Annotated in this window: 15 protein-coding genes; 10 read left to right on the plus strand and 5 right to left on the minus strand. The window is 64.6% G+C overall.

The features are described from left to right. Nucleotides 1-283 precede the first annotated feature (283 nt). Nucleotides 284-1,066 carry a histidinol-phosphatase gene (hisN, locus tag YUA_RS0109765; RefSeq protein ID WP_027530515.1) on the plus strand — a complete coding sequence of 261 codons (783 nt, stop codon included), beginning with the start codon at nt 284-286 and terminating at the stop codon, nt 1,064-1,066. Nucleotides 1,067-1,088: 22 nt separating this feature from the next. Then, nucleotides 1,089-2,078 (plus strand): tripartite tricarboxylate transporter substrate binding protein, encoded by a 990-nt coding sequence (locus YUA_RS0109770; protein WP_051383135.1) that lies wholly within the window; start codon nt 1,089-1,091, stop codon nt 2,076-2,078. Nucleotides 2,079-2,246: 168 nt separating this feature from the next. Here the strand turns inward: YUA_RS0109770 and YUA_RS0109775 are convergent, their stop codons facing one another. After that, on the minus strand, nt 2,247-3,137 hold the full coding sequence (locus tag YUA_RS0109775) for a LysR substrate-binding domain-containing protein (protein ID WP_027530517.1): 891 nt from the start codon (nt 3,135-3,137) through the stop codon (nt 2,247-2,249). Between the two features lie 96 nt (nt 3,138-3,233). Between YUA_RS0109775 and YUA_RS0109780 the strand changes: the two genes are divergently transcribed. Further along, nucleotides 3,234-3,986: a sulfite exporter TauE/SafE family protein gene (locus YUA_RS0109780; RefSeq protein WP_027530518.1), complete on the plus strand. Its 753-nt coding sequence runs from the start codon at nt 3,234-3,236 to the stop codon at nt 3,984-3,986. Nucleotides 3,987-4,015: 29 nt separating this feature from the next. Here YUA_RS0109780 and YUA_RS0109785 read toward each other — a convergent pair whose 3' ends face one another. Further along, nucleotides 4,016-4,648: a LysE family translocator gene (locus tag YUA_RS0109785; protein WP_027530519.1), complete on the minus strand. Its 633-nt coding sequence runs from the start codon at nt 4,646-4,648 to the stop codon at nt 4,016-4,018. 247 nt (nt 4,649-4,895) lie between these two features. Here YUA_RS0109785 and YUA_RS0109790 point away from each other — a divergent pair, with 247 nt between their 5' ends. Continuing rightward, nucleotides 4,896-6,692 (plus strand): adenylate/guanylate cyclase domain-containing protein, encoded by a 1,797-nt coding sequence (locus tag YUA_RS0109790; RefSeq protein ID WP_027530520.1) that lies wholly within the window; start codon nt 4,896-4,898, stop codon nt 6,690-6,692. 190 nt (nt 6,693-6,882) lie between these two features. Beyond that, nucleotides 6,883-9,687 carry a di-heme-cytochrome C peroxidase gene (locus YUA_RS0109795; protein ID WP_027530521.1) on the plus strand — a complete coding sequence of 935 codons (2,805 nt, stop codon included), beginning with the start codon at nt 6,883-6,885 and terminating at the stop codon, nt 9,685-9,687. A gap of 75 nt (nt 9,688-9,762) precedes the next feature. Here the strand turns inward: YUA_RS0109795 and YUA_RS0109800 are convergent, their stop codons facing one another. Then, nucleotides 9,763-10,710 (minus strand): alpha/beta fold hydrolase, encoded by a 948-nt coding sequence (locus YUA_RS0109800; protein WP_027530522.1) that lies wholly within the window; start codon nt 10,708-10,710, stop codon nt 9,763-9,765. A 221-nt stretch (nt 10,711-10,931) separates the two neighbouring features. Between YUA_RS0109800 and YUA_RS0109805 the strand changes: the two genes are divergently transcribed. Both YUA_RS0109805 and YUA_RS0109810 read left to right on the plus strand, forming a co-directional pair. After that, nucleotides 10,932-11,393: an Hsp20 family protein gene (locus tag YUA_RS0109805; protein WP_027530523.1), complete on the plus strand. Its 462-nt coding sequence runs from the start codon at nt 10,932-10,934 to the stop codon at nt 11,391-11,393. A gap of 144 nt (nt 11,394-11,537) precedes the next feature. After that, entirely contained in the window at nt 11,538-12,308 is a 771-nt protein-coding gene (locus tag YUA_RS0109810) for an alpha/beta fold hydrolase (protein ID WP_027530524.1), read from the plus strand. 60 nt (nt 12,309-12,368) lie between these two features. On the opposite strand, the gene YUA_RS0109815 is transcribed toward YUA_RS0109810, so the two are convergent. After that, nucleotides 12,369-13,142, minus strand: coding sequence for a hypothetical protein (locus YUA_RS0109815; protein ID WP_027530525.1), 774 nt, complete (start codon nt 13,140-13,142; stop codon nt 12,369-12,371). Between YUA_RS0109815 and YUA_RS0109820 the strand changes: the two genes are divergently transcribed. The 3 genes from YUA_RS0109820 (at nt 13,141) to YUA_RS0109835 (ending at nt 19,973) form a co-directional block, all read left to right on the plus strand. Then, nucleotides 13,141-13,320, plus strand: a complete 180-nt coding sequence (locus YUA_RS0109820; RefSeq protein WP_027530526.1) for a hypothetical protein — start codon at nt 13,141-13,143, stop codon at nt 13,318-13,320. The two genes, YUA_RS0109815 and YUA_RS0109820, sit on opposite strands and share 2 nt — an antisense overlap. 312 nt (nt 13,321-13,632) lie before the next feature. Beyond that, entirely contained in the window at nt 13,633-18,366 is a 4,734-nt protein-coding gene (gltB, locus tag YUA_RS0109825; RefSeq protein WP_027530527.1) for a glutamate synthase large subunit, read from the plus strand. A gap of 155 nt (nt 18,367-18,521) precedes the next feature. Further along, nucleotides 18,522-19,973, plus strand: a complete 1,452-nt coding sequence (locus tag YUA_RS0109835) for a glutamate synthase subunit beta (RefSeq protein WP_027530528.1) — start codon at nt 18,522-18,524, stop codon at nt 19,971-19,973. Between the two features lie 200 nt (nt 19,974-20,173). Here YUA_RS0109835 and YUA_RS0109840 read toward each other — a convergent pair whose 3' ends face one another. Next, nucleotides 20,174-21,919, minus strand: coding sequence for an outer membrane beta-barrel protein (locus YUA_RS0109840; protein ID WP_027530529.1), 1,746 nt, complete (start codon nt 21,917-21,919; stop codon nt 20,174-20,176). Nucleotides 21,920-21,927: the final 8 nt, after the last annotated feature.

The raw sequence follows: 21,927 nt of genomic DNA on the forward strand, positions 1-21,927 counted from the left end.
CCATGCAAAAACACATAGCTCATTTGCTTCCTGAGAAACCCAGATTCAGTTTCTTTGATAAGGAAATTCAATGGGTTGATAGTCATTTGCATACGAACAAGGCATATTCGGAACTAAGTTTTCAATTTGATGTTCGATATTTGGCCGGCATATGGCTCGGATGGGGCAACCGGTATCCGCATCCAAAATACCAGGGTGCAAAATCAAGACAGCGCTGCAAGATCCTGCCGATTTGAGCTAGGCAGATGCGAACTTCACCCGACTTTCGTTTTGAGGATGCGCCGTGACGGTGATCGACTTCTCAGCCTTCATCGGACGGCTTGCCACAGCCTCCGGCGAAACCATCCTGCCGTTCTTCCGCACCTCGCTGTCGATCGACGACAAGAGCAAGACCAAGGATTTCGATCCGGTCACGGAAGCCGACCGCGCGGCCGAGGCGGTGATGCGGCGTCTGATCAAGGCCAGCTTCCCCCAGCACGGCATCGTCGGCGAGGAATTCGGCAATGAGCGCGAGGACGCCGACTATGTCTGGGTGCTCGACCCCATCGACGGTACAAAGTCCTTCATCGGCGGCTTTCCGATCTGGGGCACGCTGATCGCGCTCTTGCACAGGGGCACGCCGGTGTACGGCATGATGCACCAGCCCTTCATCGGCGAGCGCTTTTCCGGCGACAACGGATCGGCCAATTATAAAGGCCCCTCCGGCGAGCGCCGGTTGCAGGTTCGCCGCTGCGGCTCGCTGTCGGAGGCGACGACCTACACCACCAGCCCGCTGCTGATGAACGAACGCGACCGCGCCATTTTCGGCCGGATCGAGGGGGCTGCGCGTCTGTCGCGCTATGGCGGCGATTGCTATTCCTATTGCATGCTTGCGGCCGGCCACGTCGATCTCGTGGTCGAGACCGAGCTGAAGCCTTACGACATCGCAGCCCTGATCCCGATCGTGACCGGCGCCGGCGGCGTCGTCACCACCTGGGAAGGCAAGCCTGCCCAGGGCGGCGGCCGCATCGTCGCGGCCGGCGACGCCAGGGTTCACGAAGAAGCACTCAAACTTCTGAACCAATAACAAGCGCGAGCGGGAGGCTTGCATGATCATCTCACGCAGGCTTCTCGTTGAATTGTTATTGGAATTGTTCTTGGGATTGTTTCTGCTGCTGCCGTCGGTGGCGGCGGCTCAGAATTTTCCGGCAAAACCGATCAAGCTGATCGTCCCGTTCCCGGCCGGCGGCCCCAACGACATCATCGCCCGTGTCGTCGGCCAGCGCATGTCGGAACTGGCGGGCCAGCCGGTGCTGATCGACAATCGCGGCGGCCAGGGCGGCGTGCTCGGTACTGACGCGGGCGCCAAGAGCGCGCCCGACGGCTATACCATCGCCATCTCATCTGCCGGCGCGCTCGCGATCAGCCCGAGCATGGAGAAAGTCGCTTACGATACGCTCAGTGACCTGACGCCGGTGACGCTGGTGGCGACCGTACCGGAAATGCTGGTTGTCGCCACCAACGTCCCCGCCAAGGACATCGGCGAGTTGATTGCGCTCGCCAAGGCTCAGCCCGGAAAGCTCAACTTCGCCTCCTCCGGCCCCGGCAGCCTGCCGCATCTCGCCGGCGAATTGTTCAAGCTGACCGCCAGGATCGACATCGTGCATGTGCCCTATCGTGGCGCCGCGCCTGCGGTGAACGATCTCTTGGGCCAGCAGGTGCAAATGACGTTCCTCGACCTCCCGGTGCTGCTGCAGCAGGTCAAGGCCGGCGCCCTGAAGCCGATCGCGGTCGGCTCAGTGGAGCGTGCCCCGACTGCACCCGACGTGCCGACCACGAAGGAAGCGGGATTTCCTGATCTGCGCATCGAGAACTGGTACGGCATGGTCGCGCCCAAGGGCACGCCGAAGGAAATCGTCACCGCGCTGCATGATCTCGCGACCAAGGCCATGGCGGATCCCGCGGTGAAGGAAAAGCTCGCCCAGCATGGCGCGACGCTGATCGGCGACGAGCCGGAGCATTTTCGCGCATTCATTGCGGACGAGACCGCGAAATGGGCGAAGGTGATCAAGGACGCCGGCGTGGAGACGGCGAAGTAAGTGGCTCTACACCTCTCCCGCTTGCGGGAGAGGTCGACGCGCTCGTAGAGCGCGGCGGGTGAGGGCTCTCTCCTCTTGGGGAATCTCCCCGTGCGGAGACACCCTCTCCCCGACCCTCTCCCGCAAGCGGGAGAGGGAGCGCACCACCGGTGTGGCGCCCGCACCGCTTTACACCGCGGCCGCGCGCAAATGCTCCACCAGCATCTTGGCCGGCCGCGGCAGCGCCTTGAAGCTGCGCGCGCAGATCACGAGTCTCCGGTTGGCCCAGGCGTCGCGCAGGCGGACGATGGCGAGCGGCATCAGTTTGGCGCAGCGGCGGGCAGCGGCTTCGGGCACGAGCGCAACGCCGACATCGGCTGCGACCAGTTGGCAGATCGCGTCGAAATCGCGCAGCCGCGCGCGGAAATGCGGGCGCATGCCGAGCCGGGCGGCGTGCTTTGAAATATGCATTTGAAGCGCGGTGGCGCTGGTCAGACCGACGAATTCGCAAGCATTGGCCTCCTGGAAATCGATCTGGCGGCGGCCGGCGAACGGACCACGCTTCGACGTCACCAGAGTCAAACGATCTTCGCTGAACACGAAACGCTCGATGTGATCAGGGAGCGCGTGCTCGGCGGCAAAACCGAGATCGGCGGCGCCGGCGGTGATCGCGGCCGCGATGTCGGTGCTCTCGCGCTCCTCGATGTCGATGGCGACGTCGCGATGCTCGCGCAGGAAGCCGGCGAGCGCTTTTGGCAGATGCTCCGACAGGCCCGACGTGTTGGCCAGGAAGTGCACGCTGGCGCGCACGCCGCTGGCAAAGCCCGCGAGATCGCCACGCATGGCGTCGATCTGGTGGATCACGAGCCGGGCATGGTCGAGCAGGCTCTCGCCGGCCGCGGTCAGCTCAACGCCGCGCCGCCCGCGCTTGAGCAAGGCGACGCCGAGCGCATCCTCGAGCCCCTTGATCCGCGCGCTCGCCGAGGCCAGCGCCAGATGCGAGCGCTCCGCGCCCCGGGTGATGCTGCGCTGGTCGGCGACTGCAATGAAGAGCTGGAGATCGACGAGATCGAAGCGCAAGGTTGCTTCCTCCAAACTTAGCCTTCGCTATCTGCGAAGGCTATCTCCGTAACCTCCAGATTGTGCCTCGGCGCGGCTTCGGTCAATGTGCAGGTCATGATTGACCCGCTTCTCATTCTCATCGCCGCCGTCTTCCTGGTCGCCGGATTCGTCAAGGGCGTCGTCGGGCTCGGCCTGCCGACGGTCTCCATGGGCCTGCTCGCGGTGAACATGGCGCCCAGCCGCGCGATCGCGATCGTGATCGTGCCCGCCATCGTCACCAACATCTGGCAGACGTTTGTCGGCCCCCATTTGCGCGACATCCTGAGGCGGTTGTGGCCGCTGATGATCGGCACCGTGATCGGTTGCTGGCTCAATGCCGGCGCGCTGACCGGCCCCTATGCCCGCTACGGCACCGTGGTGCTCGGCGTCCTGCTGGTGATCTACGCCATCATCGGCCTCAGCAAAATCAAGTTCCACGTCGCACCTGAGAGCGAGAAATGGGTCGGCGGCGTGGTCGGCGTGATCACCGGCGTGATCTCGGCCTCGACAGGCGTGCAGGTCATCCCCTCGATGCCGTTCATGCAGGCGATCGGCATGGAGAAGGACGAGCTGGTGCAGGCACTCGGCGTGTTCTTCACCACCGCAACGCTGGCGCTCGCCTTCAACCTGACCGCCGGCGGATTGCTGACGCCGGCCAATGCCGTGCCGGGCGCGGTCGCCATGGCCATGGCCTTTGCCGGCATGTTCGTGGGACAGTCGGTGCGGGCGCGCATGCCGGCAGAGGCGTTTCGCCGCTGGTTCCTGGTCGCGATGATTTTGCTGGGCGTCTATCTCGCCGGCAGCGCGCTGGCGAAGGAATTCGCCTGACGCGAGATCCACTCATCCGTTCGGATGAGCTATCGGGTCTCCAGCATGGCGACGCGGATGCCGAGATAGATAAAGAGGCCGCCCAGGGCACGGTTGACCCACGCGATCACGCCCTCGGATTGCCGCAGCCGGTGGGCGGCCTTGGCCGCGAACGCCGCCAGCACCAGGCACCACAGCGTGCCCGTAGAGATGAAGATCAGGCCGAGCGTCAGGAAGGCGAGCGGCTTGTGTGGCGCGTCGGCTGCGACGAATTGAGGCAGGAACGCCAGGAAGAACAGCGCGACCTTGGGATTGAGCGCGTTCGTGAAGACGCCCTGGAGGAAGACCCGCCGCAGCGAGCTTCGCCCGACCTCGTCCTTGACCGCCACCAGCGCCGGCCGCGACCACAGCATCTGGAGCCCGGTCAGGACGAGATAGGCCGCGCCGACCAGCTTCAGGATCGAGAATGCGGTCGACGAGGTCATCAGCAGGGCCGAGAGGCCGATCGCTGCGCCCGCGACATGGAAAAAGCAGCCGCAACTGATGCCGAATGCCGCCGCCGCGCCGCCGCGCCAGCCCATCTGCATGCTGCGGCCGATCACATAGACCGTATCGGGCCCCGGCGTGATGTTGAGCAGCATGCCCGACAGGATGAAGAGCCAGATTTCGTGAATGCCCAGCATGTGTGAGGTGCCCCGCCGCCGCGACCGTCGGTCTCAAGCGACTGGGCTTAGTCGGTTCGCCCGCCCCCGTCCACCACCGGAATTGCGGAGAATTTACCTCGAATTTGCAATGCGGATCATACTATCGCTCGGCCACGGCTGCTCTATAAAGGCACGGTTCTTGAAACGCGGGATTCGAGGCGACTGCCACCGTGGCCGGTCCCAGATCCCTTCCAAGTCTCTTGCAAGTCCCTTGGAGCCCCGGAATATGGAAAGACGTCTGGCCGCCATCGTCTGCGCCGATGTCGCCGGTTATTCGCGGATGATGGGCAGTGACGAGGCCGGCACCCACGCCGCCTTCAAGGCCCATCGCAGCGCGATCCATCCCATCATCCTCAATCACGGCGGCCGCGTCGTCAAAAACACCGGCGACGGCTTCCTGCTGGAATTCCCCTCCATCGTCGGCGCCGCCGAGGCCGCGATCGCGATGCAGGTGCTGATGGCGGAGCGCAATCACCATCTGCCCGCCGAACGCACCATGCAGTTCCGGCTCGGCATCCACATGGGTGATATCATCGCTGATGAGGGCGAGGTGTTCGGTGACGATGTCAACATCGCCGTCCGCCTCGAATCGGTGGCACGCCCCGGCGGGTTCGCGATCTCGGCCAAGGCCTATCGCGAGGCCAGCAAGCATCTCACTGTGCCGCTGGTCGACGGCGGCAATCATCGCTTCAAGAACATCAAGGATCCGGTGGGGGTCTGGACCTGGACGCCCGACGGTGCGACCGCGCTCGCACCCGAGCTGAAGGAAGGATCGGCGCTCTCGCAGCAATACCGCACCGCGATCGTCGGCGTGCTGCCCTTCGCCAATCTCAGCGACGCCCAGGACGAATATTTCTCCGACGGCCTGACCGAGGATCTGATCCACGCGCTGTCGCTGCAATCGTTCTACCGCGTGCTGAGCCGCAACTCGACCTTCGCCTTCAAGGGCAAGAATGCCAGCACCCGCGTGATCGCGCGCGAGATCGACGCCACCTATCTGATCCAGGGCTCGGTGCGGCGCGGCGGCGCCAAGATCCGCGTCACCGCCGAGCTGATCGCGCCGGAGACCGGCGAGCAGCTCTGGACCGGCCGTTACGACCGCGACATCGGCGACCTCTTCGCGATGCAGGATGAGATCACGACCAATCTGTCCGCTGCGATCGCCACCGAGATCGTCCGGGCCGAGGCCTCCGCGCCCGCGCGCCCGACCAACGACATCACCGCCTGGGATCGCTTCCTCAAAGGTCTGTCGCATTATTACCGCCAGACCAAGGAAGATCTGACCACGGCCGTCGAGCTGTTCCGGGAGGCGATCACGCTCGATCCCAAACTGTCGATCGCGCATGCCTATCTCGCCACGATCCAGATCCAGAGCATCCAGTTCGGCTGGGTCAAGGGCACGCGCGAGATGTGGGCCGAGGCGATGCAGCTTGCCGAAACCAGCGTCCGGCTCGACCCGCGCTCCTCCTTTGCGTTCTCGATCCTGTCCTGGGCGCACGCGATGGAAGGCCATGAGGAGGCGGCGATGGACGCCGCCAAGCGCGCGGTCGCGCTCAACCCTTACGACATGGGCGCGCGCGGCGTGCTCGGCATCTGCCATTTCGTCATCGGCGAGCACCGCCAGGCGATCGAACTGTTCTCGATGGCCGCCCAGCGCGACAACAGCGACCCACGCTATCAATGGGCGGCGCTGAACGCCTTCAGCCACTATCTCGTCGGCCAGTATGACGCGACCCTGTCGTGGGCCCGCGAGCAGCTCTACGTCAACCCGAACCACATGCAGGCGCTTGCGATCCGCGCCGCGGCACTGGCGCAACTGGGACGGACCGGCGAGGCGATCGAAGCGACCCAAGTGTTGATGGGCAACTACCCGACCCTGAATGTCGACCGCCACTTGCGGAATTTTCACTGGAAGCGGCCCGAGGACATCGCGCATTACCGCGAGGGGCTGCTGAAGGCGGGCGTCCCGGCCAGCAAGCTCACTCTGGTCCAGAGCGACGTCAGACGCGCCGCCGAATCCTGAGGGCAGGCCGCAATCTCACGCCCAGCTTTATTGACACCACAGTGAATTCAGCCACACTTCATCACACGCGGAAGTAGCATAATCTGCCGCGTCCGCGCTTTCTGTTTGTTAGGACTTTCCACGGTTGATCGGCGCGGCCGCATTTCACGATTCGTTTGTTTCAGGGCTTTCGCCAACAGGATTTGGACCGATGGATAACCCCCGCAACAAGCCCTTCGACCCCACGATCCAGGTTTCGCCCAACAATCCCTGCCCGTTCCTGCGCGGCCTTGTCGGCGAGGGTTTTGTCGACGGCGGGACCGTCCCGCTCCGGACGCTGTCACAGACCATCGCGAATGCCAGCGGCGAGGCCGGAGCGAAAAAGACGCTGGCCCGCATCCAGGTCCGCGGCGTCGCGCTCATCGCCAATGGCGCCTGTCACATCCTGCAAAGCATCTTCTGGGGCGCGCAGCTCAATGCGCTGCGTGGCGGCCCGCTCGACAAGCTCGGTGCCGGCTCGCGCATCCTCGGCGTCGACGGGCGCGTCAACGAGGACGAGATCGCGCGGCTCGCCAGTTTCGGCGGCACCTATGCCGATCCCGATGGCGGCACTGAGACCGGGCTCAATGCCTCGCAAATCCAGGCCTTCATGGACGACAATCTCAAGCGCGCCGGCAATCAGTCGCGCTGGTACTACCCAATCCTGATGAAGTTCGAATGGCCGGTCCTGCTCAAGATCATGGGCAAGGGTCAGGGTGATGACCGCTATCTCAGCGTGGCCGAGGTGAGGACATTGTTCAACGAGCGCAAATTTCCTGCCAGGATCACCCAACGGGTCGTCAGCCAGCCGGTCACCCCGCCCTCACTCATCTTGCGCGTTGCCGGCGGGCTCGTCGCCGCGCTCCTCGTCTTTGGCGTCGTGGCGCTGCGCTTTCCCGATCAATTCCAGCCGATGCTGCCCGGCATCCTCGGGGACTTGGTGACGCCACCATTGCCGGAGCACGTCGAACCCCGGGCCGTGTACTGGCTCGAGCAAAACTGGGCGCTGGAGGACCGGCACTGGTTTCATCACGCCAGCCAGGGCACCGCGACCTTCCCGGTGCCCTATAGCTGGTTCATGGCGCTCGAGCAGCCGCGGCTTCATTTCTTCGCCAAGCCCGGGCTGCTTCATGACAGCGACCATCTGCAGCGCTTCGGCTTCATCCCCAGCCCGCAGACGATCAACACCGACGACGCCACGCTGCGCCGGTTCGGCTATGCCAACGTCTACGACAAGACGAAGCCGGTGCCGGCGCGGCTTTGGGATCCGCCGGTTAACTGGGGCACCCAGGCTGAAAACGTCGACGGTCTGCCCGTCGGCTTTGCGCGCATGACCGGCGTGCCCGATCCTGTGACCGGCCAGATCGGCGAGGACCGGATCGGCCTGACCTGCGCGGCCTGCCACACCGGCCAGATCCACTACAAAGGCATCACCATCCGCTTCGACGGCGGCCCGGCGATGACCGACCTGAGAAAGCTCGAGATCACGACCGGCCTGTCGATCGCCTACACGCTCTTCGTGCCGGGTCGCTTCACGCGCTTCGCCGACCGTGTGCTCGGCCCCTCCGCCAGCGATGGCGATCGCGATGCGCTGAAGCAGAAGCTGAGTGCGATCGGCACGTTCCTAGTCGACTGGGAAAAGACCTACAAGAAAACCATCGACGGCAAGACGAGGTTCAACGAGAAGACGAAGCGGGACGAGCAGCAGCAGGACACCGAGGAAGGTTATGGCCGCCTCGACGCGCTCAACCGCATCGGCAATCAGGTCTTCTCCCAGGACATGACGCTCAGCGGCCTCAGCGGCTTCGAGAAAAATCTGCATGCCAAGGACGCGCCGGTCAGCTTCCCGCCGATCTGGACCGTGCCCTGGCTCAAGTTCGCGCAATATGACGCTTCCATCGAACAACCGCTGATCCGCAACGCCGGCGAAGCGCTGGGCGTGACCGCGCTGCTCAATCTGTCCGACAATACGCCCAAGGACGCGCTGTTCCGCTCGTCGATGGACATCAAGAATCTGAACTGGATCGAGGATCTGCTGAAGGGCTCGGCGCCCTATCCGAAAAAGCAGCTCTCCGGACTGACATCACCGAAATGGCCGTCGGACATCTTCGGCGATGATGCCTGGAAGATCGATGGCGACCGCGTCAAGCGCGGCCGTAAGCTCTACGCGCAGATCTGCGCCGAATGCCATCTCGGGCCGGTCAACGATCCCGCCTTCGACACCGAATTTCCGGACCAGAGCATATGGTCCTCGTCTCGCTGGGAGACCATCGGCAACGACAAATTCCTGAACGAGGTCCAGAAAAGCGTCAAAGGCATGGGAACCGATCCCGCTCAGGCCAGCATTCTGGCGACGCGGACGGTTCAGGTCCCCGGCTTTCTCAAGCTCGATCCCACGCAGAGACTCAATGCCTGGTGGAGCTGCAATCTGCCGGATATCTCCTCGACCGACATGCCATACTCCGTCGGCCTGATGGTGCTCGTCGATATCGTCAGTCGCAAAGCAATGGACGATGCGAAGATCGACCCGAAGGTTCAGAAGGCCTGGTGGGGTGAGCGCCGGAATTGCCCGAATGCCGGCCCGCAGCCGGCCGATAACAAGGAGCCGGGGCCCTGGTATCGCGCGCGCCCGCTCAACGGCGTCTGGGCCACCGCGCCTTACCTGCACAATGGATCGGTGCCCTCGCTCTACTGGATGCTGAGCCCCGCGGCCGAGCGCCCCAGATCGTTCTGCATGGGTGGCGGTCGTGACTACGATCCGAAGCAGGTCGGCTTCGCAGTCGTCGACGGCGAGAGCTGCAAGACCGGACAGTCGCGCTTCTCGACGCGAGCGTCTGACGGCACCGAGATGGTCGGCAACAGCAATGCCGGCCACTCGTTCGATGGCACGCCAGGCCCCGGCAAGGACGGCACCGTCGGCCGCGTGCTCAAAGAGCAAGAGCGCTACGATCTGATCGAGTATCTGAAGACATTGTAGTTCGCTGGCTGCTCACCTCGCCCCGCTTGCGGGGAGAGGTCGGATTGCATCGAAGATGCAATCCGTTACCGTATCTCACTTGAACAGCGGCGTGCCCGGCACGAACGCATCGAACGCGGCCCAGAACTGGGAGCGGTAGCGGTCCTGCTCCTGCAGAATCTCGTGCTTCGAGCCGGCGATCACAAGATGGGAGCCGGCGCGCAAGTGGTAGGCAAACTCCTCGATCGCCGCGGTCGAGACCACGGAGTCGTTGGAGGCCGCCAGCATCAGGATCGGCTGGCGGATCTCGGACGGGTAGTTCATGCCCTTGAAGGTGTGCATCGCGCGGAATGCAGTATCGGCCCAGGCGACCGTCGGTGACGCCAGGCCGAGCGTCGGGTCCTCCTCCAGGATCGCGGCGTTGCGCGCATAGCGCACGGGATCGCTGGTCAGGGGATTGTTGATGAAGGACGACAAGCCGGTGAGGTGGTCGCTGCCGCCGGGAACGTAAGCGCCGCCTCGCCCCAGCATCCGCATCGTCTTCAGCAATGTTCGCACCGGAAACGAAGTGGCGCGGCCGGGCAGGTCGATCATCGGCGCCGACAGCACCATGCGGTCGAACCAGCGCTTTTGCGCATGCGCCAGCCGAAGCAGAACTGCGCCGCCCATCGAATGGGCCAGCGCAAAGAACGGCGGCGGACAATCCGGCAGCACCACCTGCTGCACGAAGGTCTCGACGTCGATCTCGTAGTCGGCGAAGTTGCGCACATAGCCCTTGCGCGGATCGCGCAGGCGGCGCGAGGAGTGTCCCTGCCCGCGCCAGTCGAACATCGCCACCGCAAAGCCGCGGTCGCGCAAATCGCGCACGGTCTCGAAATATTTCTCGATCTGCTCGCTGCGTCCGGTGAAGACGCAGACGGTGCCCTTGCGGTTTGCCGGCGGCGCCCAACGCGCGAAGCGCAGCTCGACCCCGTCGGGCGTCTTCATGGTGCCGCTGACGACGTCTTCGGGCACGGGATTGGACGGGATCGAGACCAGCGTCATGATTGGAAGTGCTTGGGCGCGAAGGGCTGCAAATCAAGGGCGGGAGCGCCGAAAGGGCGCGGGTAACCGCCCCTCTTGAACGCCGTTCCCTTGAACCCATATCACCATGGTGCAGGCCGCTACCAGTGTTTCGGAACCGGAACATCAGGCTGCACACAGACTAAAGCCCGGCCCGATTGGCGGGCGGGTTGCCAAACAGTCGCTCAATGGAGGGCTTGACCATGCGTACCTACGATCTCACCCCTTTCTATCGTTCCACCGTCGGCTTCGACCGCCTCTTCAACCTGCTCGACCAGGCAGGCTCTGACGGCAGCCCCGGTTATCCCCCCTACAACATCGAGCGCACCGCCGAGAACGCCTACCGCATCACCGTTGCGGTCTCCGGCTTCGCCAAGGATGAGCTCTCCATCGTCGCGAAGGAAAACACGCTGACGATCAAGGGCGAAAAAGTCGCCAATGAGAACTCGAAGTCCGAAGTGCTCTATCGCGGCATCGCCGCGCGTGCCTTCGAGCGCGCCTTCCAGCTTGCCGACTTCGTGCAGGTAAAGGACGCCTCGCTCGAGAACGGCCTGCTCCACGTCGACCTCGTGCGCGAGATTCCCGAAGCCAAGAAGCCGCGCCAGATCGTGATCAACACCGGCGCGTCGAGCGCACAGGTGATCGAGAGCTCGGTCGCCGCCTAAGCGCGCATCAACTTTCAGGTTGCGAAAACGCCCCGGTGCCCCGGGGCGTTTTTTTGCATTGCATCACAGAGCGGTGAGGCCGTGTAACGCCACCGCCCCGCGCTCCGTCCTTTGGGTATCGAACCAAGAACACGGAGAACGATCATGACTTTCTGGCGCAGCCTTTTCGTCGCCGCGAGCCTGCTGGCGGCCCCCATCAGCCTCGCTCACGCCCAGACCCCGCAGACCGCGAAGGCGAAGAACGTCGTGCTGGTGCATGGCGCCTGGGCCGATGGCTCGAGCTGGTCGGAGGTGATCCCGATCCTTCAGGCCGCAGGCCTCAACGTCACTGCCGTGCAGAATCCGCTGGGGTCGCTCGCCGAGTCGGTCGAGGCAACCAAGCGCGTGCTGACTGAGCAGGATGGCCCGACCGTGCTGGTCGCGCATTCCTGGGGCGGCACCGTGATCAGCCAGGTCGGCACCGATCCGAAGGTTACTGGTCTTGTCTACATCGCCGCGCGCGCACCCGATGCCAACGAGGATTTTGTCGCGCTGTCGAAGCAGTTTCCCGCGGGACCGGCGCGCGCCGGCATCGTCGAGCGCGACGGCTACACCAAGCTTTCGGAAGACGCCTTCCTGAGATATTTCGCCAACGGTGTCGCGCCGGAACGCGCCAAGGAGCTCTACGCCGTGCAATGGCCGACGGCTGCCTCGATCTTCGCCGGCCGCACGACGGAGGCTGCCTGGCATTCGAAGCCGAGCTGGTACGCGGTGTCGAAGAACGACGGCACAATCAATCCCGATTTCGAACGCTTTCTCGCCAAGCGCATGAACGCGACCACAATCGAGCTCGACGCCGGCCACCTCTCGCTGGTGTCGCATCCGAAGGACGTGGCGAACCTGATCTTGGAAGCGGCGGGGTATCCGCGCAGCTGAGGACAGCCGCTGTGACGCAAAAGCGCCCGAGGTCTTCGGGCGCTTTTTATTTGCCGACGATTAATCCAGTCCCTGCGCCGCCGGCATATCCTGTGTCGGCAAAATGGTAGGGGCCGGCTTGCCCTGGCCGATGGTCGGCGCGGCGGCCTGCGGAGCGGCCTCGGTGGGCTTGGCCTGCACGGCGGCGGTCTGCTGCGCGGGTTGACCTTGCGGCGTTGTGGGCTCGGCGGGCTTGGCGGCCGCCACTGGCGTCTCGGCGCGCGGCGGAGCGGCCTTGGGCAGCGGGACGGTGCGGCTGGCGACATGCGGGATCGGGGCCGGCGGTCTCGGCGGGCCGCCGCGGACCATGGTCGGCGGCGGCAGCGCGCTTTGCGGCCGGTAAGGGGCGACCGAGGGCTCCTCGTAGGCGGGCGCCATGCCATAGGCGTCAGCAGCCGGCATGAAGCGGATAATACGTCCGTCGCGGGCATCGATCACCAGCCGGCCGTCATCGCCGCGGCGGTCAATCACCGCGATGGTGTAGACGGCCCCGCGCAGGCGCGGGATGCCCAGCGGCGAGAAGCCGTTTTCGCGCAGCACCGCATAGACCTCGGTGGCCGGCAGCAGCGCCGGCGCCGGGCCACGTTCCTCATAGCCATAGCCGTAACCATAACGGCCGTAACCATAACGCGGCGGCGGAGGTGGTGCGGCGTCCGGCGGCCCGTAGGGTCCGTCGAAATCCGACACCGCAACGTAGGCCCCGCCCGAAACGCCACTCGCCGGAACTTGTGCCTGAGCAGCGGTTGCAGCCAGCGCCAGCGTGGTAGCAGCTACACATCCTGTGAAAAACTTCATGGTCGACACGCTCCTGTCAGGCCCCCGAATGCTCGCGCTCTTTCGCTTCTTGCGGCGTGGCGTGCTTTTCGAAGGGTTGATCCGAAGCTTCATTCGGGATTTCGGCGCCGCTTGGGCCGGATCAGGGCGCGTTTGCTTCAAAACCGGGGCCGCGCGCCAGACGGAAAGCGGCAATTGACACTTTGGGAATCGGGACTTTCGCGCGCTTGTGTGATAGACAAAAATTTGGCAAGGTGATGGTTAGGACAGGAAGACTGTCTCAATTTTGCTTGCAGTTCCGGCACACGGATTGCAACGAAAGTCGGTGCTTTCGAGCGCCAGGAAGGCAACAGGCCAAGCCGTTCTCGGGGACGAAGGACGCCTAGGCCTGAATTTAAGAAAATGCGGCTCGCAGCGGACGAGCGGTGACCCAGAGGCGGGTGCCGCGGAACGCCCAAAGTGTGCCGAAGATGGCGGTGAGGCAGCTTGCCGCATGGAGAGGATTGGAACAATGAACGGGTCGCAATTCGAGCGCGCAAACATCGTGGCAGAAGAGCTGTCGGCGACGGTCGCCTCGAAAACGCGCGATCCGATTCAGGAACACAATTCGCGCCCGCCGGCCGAGGGTCTCTACGATCCGAGCCTGGAAAAGGATTCCTGCGGCGTCGGCTTCATCGCCAACATCAAGGGCAAGAAGTCGCACGAGATCGTCTCGGACGCGCTCAGCATCCTCTGCAACCTCGAGCATCGCGGCGCAGTCGGCGCCGACCCGCGCGCCGGTGACGGCGCCGGCATTCTGGTACAGATCCCGCACGCCTTCTTCAGCCGCAAGGCCAAGGAGATGGGCTTCGCGCTGCCCGCGCCCGGCGAATACGCCATCGGCGCGCTGTTCATGCCGCGCGACACTGCCTGGCGCAACGTCATCAAGAGCATCATCGCCGACCAGATCAAGGAAGAGGGCCTGACCTTGCTCGGCTGGCGCGACGTGCCGACCGACAATTCCTCGCTCGGCGTCACCGTGAAGCCGACCGAGCCCGCCTGCATGCAGGTGTTCATCGGCCGCAACGGCACCGCCAAGACCGAGGACGAGTTCGAGCGCCGGCTCTACATCCTGCGCAAGTCGATCTCGCAGGCGATCTACCAGCGCCGCGACCGCGGCCTTGCGGGCTATTACCCCTGCTCGATGTCCTGCCGCACCGTGATCTACAAGGGCATGTTCCTCGCCGACCAGCTCGGCAAGTACTATCCCGATCTGCACGAGAAGGACTTCGAGAGCGCGCTCGCGCTCGTTCACCAGCGCTTCTCGACCAACACCTTCCCGGCGTGGTCGCTGGCGCATCCCTACCGCATGATCGCGCATAACGGCGAGATCAACACGCTGCGCGGCAACACCAACTGGATGGCGGCGCGCCAGGCCTCGGTAAGCTCCGAGCTCTACGGCAAGGACATCAATCGGCTCTGGCCAATCTCCTACGAGGGACAGTCGGACACCGCCTGCTTCGACAACGCGCTCGAATTCCTGGTGCAGGGCGGCTACTCGCTGCCGCACGCCGTCATGATGATGATCCCGGAGGCGTGGGCCGGTAATCCCTTGATGGATGAGAAGCGCCGCGCCTTCTACGAATATCATGCCGCGCTGATGGAGCCGTGGGACGGCCCAGCCGCGATCGCCTTCACCGACGGCCGCCAGATCGGCGCCACGCTCGACCGCAACGGCTTGCGGCCGGCGCGCTATCTCGTGACCAACGACGACCGCATCGTGATGGCGTCCGAGATGGGCGTGCTGACGATCCCCGAGGACCAGATCATCACCAAGTGGCGCTTGCAGCCCGGCAAGATGCTGCTGGTCGACCTCGAACAGGGCCGCCTGATCCCGGACGACGAGATCAAGGCCGAGCTCGCGCGCAGCCATCCCTACACGGAGTGGCTGGAGCGGACCCAGATCGTGCTGGAAGAGCTGCCGAAGGTTCCGACTACCGGCGTGCGTTCGAACTTGTCGCTTTTGGACCGCCAGCAAGCGTTCGGCTACAGCCAGGAAGACATCGCGATCCTGATGACGCCGATGGCGGCCACGGGCGAGGAAGCCGCCGGCTCGATGGGCAACGACACGCCGATCTCCGCGCTGTCGGACAGGGCCAAGCCGCTGTTCACCTACTTCAAGCAGAACTTTGCGCAGGTCACCAACCCGCCGATCGACCCGATCCGCGAAGAGCTGGTGATGAGCCTCGTCTCCATCATCGGACCGCGGCCGAACCTGTTCGACCTTCAGGGCCTCGCCACCACCAAGCGCCTCGAAGCGCGTCAGCCGATCCTGACCGATGCGGACCTGGAGAAGATCCGCTCGATCTCGGACGTCGCTGAATCGCACTTCAAGTCGCGCACGCTGGACACCACCTTCCACGCCGGCCTCGGCGCGGCCGGCATGGACCAGGTGCTCGACGAGCTCTGCGCGCGCGCCGAGAGCGCGGTGCGCGAGGGCGTCAACATCATCATCCTGTCCGACCGCATGGTCGGCTCGGACCGCGTGCCGATCCCGTCGCTGCTGGCCTGTGCGTCCGTGCATCATCACCTGATCCGCACCGGCCTGCGCACCTCGGTCGGTCTCGTCGTCGAATCCGGCGAGCCGCGCGAAGTGCATCACTTCGCCTGCCTCGCGGGCTACGGCGCCGAAGCGATCAATCCCTATCTCGCGTTCGAAACGATCATCGCGATGAAGGACCGCCTGCCCGGCTCGCTCGACGACTACGAGATCGTCAAGCGCTACATCAAGTCGATCGGCAAGGGCCTGCTCAAGGTGATGTCCAAGATGGGCATCTCGACCTACCAGTCTTATTGCGGTGCGCAGATCTTCGACGCGGTCGGCCTCAAGGCTGACTTCGTCGGAAAGTTCTTCGCCGGCACGCACACCCGCGTCGAGGGTGTGGGCCTTGCCGAGATCGCGGAAGAAGCCGTGCGCCGTCATGCCGACGCGTTCGGCGAGGCGCTGGTCTACAAGACTGCCCTCGACGTCGGTGGCGAATATGCCTATCGCAGCCGCGGCGAGGAGCATGCATGGACCGCCGAATCGGTCGGATTGCTCCAGCACGCCGCACGCGGCAATTCATTGGAGCGCTATCGCGCCTTCGCGAAGATCCTCAACGAGCAGTCGGAGCGCCTGCTGACGCTACGCGGCTTGTTCCGGATCAAGAACGCGGACGAAGAGAAGCGCAAGCCTGTGCCGCTCGACCAGGTCGAGCCGGCCAAGGACATCGTCAGGCGTTTCGCCACGGGCGCGATGAGCTTCGGCTCGATCTCGCGCGAGGCGCACACGACATTGGCGATCGCCATGAACCGGATCGGCGGCAAGTCGAACACCGGTGAAGGCGGCGAGGAAGCCGACCGCTTCAAGCCGATGCCTAACGGCGACAGCATGCGTTCGGCGATCAAGCAGGTCGCCTCGGGCCGCTTCGGCGTCACGACGGAGTATCTCGTCAACTCCGACATGATGCAGATCAAGATGGCGCAGGGTGCCAAGCCCGGCGAAGGCGGCCAGCTGCCCGGCCACAAGGTCGACGCGACCATCGCGAAAGTTCGTCACTCGACGCCGGGCGTCGGCCTGATCTCGCCGCCGCCGCACCACGACATCTACTCGATTGAAGACCTGGCGCAGCTGATCTACGACCTCAAGAACGTCAACCCGACGGGCGACGTTTCGGTCAAGCTGGTCTCCGAGATCGGCGTCGGCACGGTGGCCGCGGGCGTTGCCAAGGCGCGCGCCGACCATGTCACCATCGCGGGCTTCGAAGGCGGCACTGGCGCTTCGCCACTGACCTCGATCAAGCACGCCGGTTCGCCGTGGGAGATCGGCCTCGCCGAGACCCATCAAACGCTGGTGCGCGAGCGGCTGCGGAGCCGCATCGTGGTCCAGGTCGACGGCGGCTTCCGTACCGGCCGTGACGTCGTGGTCGGCGCGCTGTTAGGGGCCGACGAGTTCGGCTTTGCCACCGCGCCGCTGATCGCGGCCGGCTGCATCATGATGCGCAAGTGCCATCTCAACACCTGCCCGGTCGGCGTCGCCACCCAGGACCCCGTCCTGCGCAAGCGCTTCACCGGCCAGCCCGAGCACGTCATCAACTACTTCTTCTTCGTCGCCGAGGAAGTCCGCGAAATCATGGCATCGCTCGGCTTCCGCACCTTCAACGAGATGGTCGGCCAGGTTCAGCTGCTCGACCAGACCAAGCTGGTGGCGCACTGGAAGGCCAAGGGGCTCGATTTCTCGAAGCTCTTCGTCAAGCAGAAGGAAGAGAAGGGTCAGAAGATCTATCACTCCGAGCGCCAGAACCATCATCTGGAGGCGGTGCTCGACCGCACGCTGATCGAGAGGGCGCAGCCCTCGCTCGACCGCGGCGCGCCGGTGAAGATCGAGGCTGCGATCAACAGCACCAACCGCTCAGCGGGTGCGATGCTGTCGGGCGCGGTCGCCAAGATCTACGGCCATGCCGGCCTGCCGCAGGACACCATCCATGTCAGCCTCAAGGGCACGGCCGGCCAGGCGTTCGGTGCCTGGCTCGCCAATGGCGTCACCTTCGAGCTCGAGGGTGAAGCCAACGACTATGTCGGCAAGGGGCTCTCGGGCGGCAAGATCATCGTCAAGCCGCCGGCCAACAGCAGCATCGTGCCGGAAGAGAGCATCATCGTCGGCAACACCGTGATGTACGGCGCCATCCAGGGAGAGTGCTACTTCCGCGGCGTCGCCGGCGAACGCTTCGCCGTGCGCAACTCGGGCGCGGTCGCCGTCGTCGAAGGCGCGGGCGACCATTGCTGCGAATACATGACCGGCGGCATAGTGGTCGTGCTCGGCAAGACCGGGCGCAATTTCGCGGCCGGCATGTCCGGCGGCATCGCCTATGTGCTCGACGAGACCGGCAGCTTCGACAAGCTGTGCAACATGGCGATGGTCGAGCTCGAGCCGGTGCTGTCGGAAGAGATGATCAACGCCGGCACCTATCATCATTCCGGTGACCTCGAGGCGCATGGCCGGGTCGACGTGTTCAAGGATCTGCTCGACTCCGACGTCGAGCGTCTGCACGTCCTGATCACGCGCCATGCGAAGGCGACCGGCTCCAAGCGTGCGGCCGACATCCTTGCCAATTGGAAGGAATGGCTGCCCAAATTCCGCAAGGTGATGCCGGTCGAGTACCGGCGCGCGCTGCGCGAAATGGCCGCCAACGCGGACGCCGAGCCGAAAATCGCGATCGGGGCGTAATTGAAAGAGCCTCATGGTGAGGAGGCGCGAAAGCGCCGTCTCGAACCATGAGACCACCAGCCCGGCCTTCATCCTTCGAGACGCGCGCTCCGCGCTCCTCAGGATGAGGGTCTAGCTAGAGAACAAACGACTAAGCGGTAGGGACTTCGGGTTTAATGGGCAAGATCACGGGTTTTCTCGAAATCGAGCGGCATGACCGCAAGTACACCCCGGTCGCCGAGCGCGTGAAGCATTTTCACGAATTCGTCGTTCCCTTGACCGAGAAGGAAACGCGCGACCAGGCTGCGCGCTGCATGAATTGCGGCATTCCCTATTGCCACGGCACCGGCTCCGTCGCGCCGGGCACGCCCGGCTGCCCGGTCAACAACCAGATCCCTGATTTCAACGACCTCGTCTATCAGGGCAATTGGGAAGAAGCCTCGCGCAACCTGCACTCGACCAACAATTTCCCGGAGTTCACCGGCCGCATTTGTCCGGCACCTTGTGAAGCCTCCTGTACGCTCAACATCGACGACAACCCCGTCACCATCAAGACCATCGAATGCGCGATCGTCGACCGCGCCTGGGACAATGGCTGGCTGAAGCCTGAGGTCGCTGCCGTGAAGACCGGCAAGAAGGTCGCGGTGATCGGCTCGGGTCCGGCCGGCATGGCCTGCGCGCAGCAGCTCGCGCGCGCTGGCCACGACGTGCATCTGTTCGAGAAGTTCGCCAAGGCCGGCGGCCTTCTTCGGTATGGGATTCCCGACTTCAAGATGGAGAAGGGCATCATCGACCGGCGTGTGGCGCAGATGGAAGGCGAAGGCGTCACCTTCCACTATAACAGCCATGTCGGCGCTGACGGCAATGTCGATCCGCGCGAGATGCTCAACGAATACGACGCCGTGGCGCTGACCGGCGGCGCGGAAGCGCCGCGCGACCTGGCGATCCCCGGCCGCGAGTTCGACGGCATCCACTACGCCATGGACTTCCTGCCGCAGCAGAACCGCCGCGTCTCCGGCGAGCCGTTGAACGGCGTCACCGAGATTCTGGCCGGCGGTAAGCATGTCGTCGTGATCGGCGGCGGCGACACCGGCTCGGACTGCATCGGCACTTCACTGCGCCAGGGCGCGCTGTCCGTGACCCAGCTCGAGATCATGCCCGCCCCGCCCGAGCGCGAGAACAAGGGCCTGACCTGGCCGAACTGGCCGCTGAAGATGCGCACGTCGTCGAGCCAGGCCGAAGGCGCGGTCCGCGAATACGCCGTGCTGACGCAGAAGTTTTCCGGCGAGGACGGCAAGGTCAAGAAGCTGCACTGCGTGCGCGTCGACGACAAGTTCAAGCCGATCGCCGACACCGAGTTCGAGCTCGATGCCGAGCTCGTCCTGCTCGCGATGGGTTTTGTGCACCCCGTGCACGAGGGCCTCTTGAAGCAGCTCGCGATCGACCTCGACCCCCGCGGCAACGTCAAGGCCAACACGCTCGACTACCAGACCTCGCGCCCGAACGTGTTCACGGCAGGCGACATGCGCCGAGGCCAGTCGCTGGTGGTCTGGGCGATCCGCGAGGGGCGGCTGTGTGCAAGGTCGATCGATACGTTCCTGATGGGAAAGACGGATCTGCCGCGGTAGGCGCGGCTCGCTCCGCTGCTAGATTTACGAAAGGTGTCATCGCCCGCGAAAGCGGGCGATCCAGTATTCCAGAGACAGTGCGAGGATACGGCGAGGCCGCGGCGTACTGGATGCCCCGGTCAAGCCGGGGCATGACAGCGGAGTGGGTGGCGAGAGCCGCTCACTATAGCTCTGATGAACTCAGGCGTGGGCTCGCCTTCTTAATTCTGCAGCCTCACCCCCACCATCACCACGGTCCCCTGCGAGCTTGAGCCCGGCTGGTTCGAATCCAGGATGTCGTGGCGCAGCGTGCCCTTGATCCAGACATTGCGGTTCAGCTTGTAGATCAGATTGCCTTCGATCGAGTAGGTCTTGTCGTTGCGGTTCTGGCCCTGATAGTCGTAGGTGCCGTAGGTGAATTTGCCGATCGCGGTGAGCCAGCGGCGGAAGTCGTGATCGACTTCGGCGGCATAGGTGTGCACCAGCACGCCGGAGGAGCCGGGGATCGTGGTTTCCGCGATCTGCGTGTCGGTGTTGAACTTCACCGTCGTCAGCCCGCTCGCGTTCCAGATCAGCGAACCCGAGGTCAGGAAGCCCGAGAGCTGGCTCAGCCGCGGGTCGACATAGTTGCGCGCGGAATAGCCAACCGAGATTTCGCCGGTGAGGATGCGCGAGAACTCGAAGGACGAGCCGACCTTGGCATAGCCGCCGTCAGAATCGCGCAAATAGCCGTTGCGATCGGCTGCCTGGTCGTGGACGCGGTTGTCGCCCTCGATCTCGACGAACGGCTTCAAGCCCGGCTTGAGCTCGTAGGAGAAACGCCCGACGCCGCCATACTGGTTGAAGTCGCGGTCGTCGTTGCTGAAGGTCGAGCCGTCGGTGAGCTTGGAGTCGGTATAGGCGGTGCGATCGATGGTGGCGCCCGCCGCGACCTGGAAGCGGTTGAACGTCTGGTCGAAGCCGAAGGTGCCGCCATAGGTGGCGTAGACAGGATACTTTTGCAGGCCGGCCTGCACGTTCGGGCTGCCGGGATTGTCGGTGGCGAGCCGCAGGCGCAGCTGCGAGGTCAGCTTGAGATCGCGATCGACATCGAAGCGGCCGTCGACATGGCCGGTGAAATCGGGGCGGTCGATCTCGACCGGCGACGGCGAGGCAAGTCCGTCGATCGTCGCGGGCATGTTGTTGGTGTAGCCGGAGAACGAGCCGCGCAGATCCGCGACCAGCGCGTGGCGCTCCCAGTCGGACATGACGAGAAGATCAGGCGCGACGACATAGACCGGCGAACCGACCGGCTTCTGCAGGCGCGCAGGATTGGTGTCGTAACCGGTGGAGAGCTCGAGCCCGCCCTTGATCAGGAAGCTGCCGGCGTAATCGCCGACCGCGCCGAAGGCATCGTCATCAGCCTTGAGGCGACGGCGCTGCGGCTGGCCTGGCACGGTGCCCGCCATCGCCGGCGGCACCGGCGTCTTGTTGGCGGTCTCCGACGGCGGCGGCGCAATGCGCGGCGCGCCGAGAGGGGACAGTGTCGGTGTCGCCGACGGCACCGGCGAGCCGGGGCCCGCCGCGCGTTTCGGCTTCGGCTGGCCCGGATAGAGTTTTGGCTGCTGGCGCTTGCGATTGAGCGAATCGTAACCGGAGCCACTCGCGCCGTTGGCCGCGGGAAGACCATAGGTCGGGACCTGGCCGATGCGCGATGGCGCGGGCGTCTCGCGGCTCTTGCGCGGATCGTCGTTGGGATCGGGCGGCGCCGGGATCGCATCCGACGGTGCCTGCGGCACGCCCGCCGTGCGCCGCGTCGGCAGCGTATCAGGCGCGGCAAAGCCGCCGCGGTTGGGATTGAACAGGTCGGGCGTGAGGCTCTGGGCGGCCACAGGGCCGCTTTCCAGCGCGGTCAGCAGCAGGCATGGCAAAGCGGCGCCAAAAACGTACGCGCGACTGCTCCGGCCCCTACCTGGAGGCAACCCCACGATGGAAG

It is taken from the genome of Bradyrhizobium sp. WSM3983, from assembly GCF_000473045.1.
Classification (GTDB): Bacteria; Pseudomonadota; Alphaproteobacteria; order Rhizobiales; family Xanthobacteraceae; genus Bradyrhizobium.

What these genes read in the sequence shown, in the direction of transcription:
- YUA_RS0109820 (WP_027530526.1), top strand. Translation starts at nt 13,141, where the DNA reads ATGGTCGACACGCTCCTGTCAGGCCCCCGAATGCTCGCGCTCTTTCGC.
- gltB (WP_027530527.1), top strand. Translation starts at nt 13,633, where the DNA reads ATGAACGGGTCGCAATTCGAGCGCGCAAACATCGTGGCAGAAGAGCTG.
- YUA_RS0109815 (WP_027530525.1), bottom strand. Translation starts at nt 13,142, where the DNA reads ATGAAGTTTTTCACAGGATGTGTAGCTGCTACCACGCTGGCGCTGGCT.
- YUA_RS0109780 (WP_027530518.1), top strand. Translation starts at nt 3,234, where the DNA reads ATGATTGACCCGCTTCTCATTCTCATCGCCGCCGTCTTCCTGGTCGCC.
- YUA_RS0109800 (WP_027530522.1), bottom strand. Translation starts at nt 10,710, where the DNA reads ATGACGCTGGTCTCGATCCCGTCCAATCCCGTGCCCGAAGACGTCGTC.
- YUA_RS0109835 (WP_027530528.1), top strand. Translation starts at nt 18,522, where the DNA reads ATGGGCAAGATCACGGGTTTTCTCGAAATCGAGCGGCATGACCGCAAG.
- YUA_RS0109785 (WP_027530519.1), bottom strand. Translation starts at nt 4,648, where the DNA reads ATGCTGGGCATTCACGAAATCTGGCTCTTCATCCTGTCGGGCATGCTG.
- YUA_RS0109770 (WP_051383135.1), top strand. Translation starts at nt 1,089, where the DNA reads ATGATCATCTCACGCAGGCTTCTCGTTGAATTGTTATTGGAATTGTTC.
- YUA_RS0109795 (WP_027530521.1), top strand. Translation starts at nt 6,883, where the DNA reads ATGGATAACCCCCGCAACAAGCCCTTCGACCCCACGATCCAGGTTTCG.
- YUA_RS0109810 (WP_027530524.1), top strand. Translation starts at nt 11,538, where the DNA reads ATGACTTTCTGGCGCAGCCTTTTCGTCGCCGCGAGCCTGCTGGCGGCC.
- YUA_RS0109805 (WP_027530523.1), top strand. Translation starts at nt 10,932, where the DNA reads ATGCGTACCTACGATCTCACCCCTTTCTATCGTTCCACCGTCGGCTTC.
- YUA_RS0109790 (WP_027530520.1), top strand. Translation starts at nt 4,896, where the DNA reads ATGGAAAGACGTCTGGCCGCCATCGTCTGCGCCGATGTCGCCGGTTAT.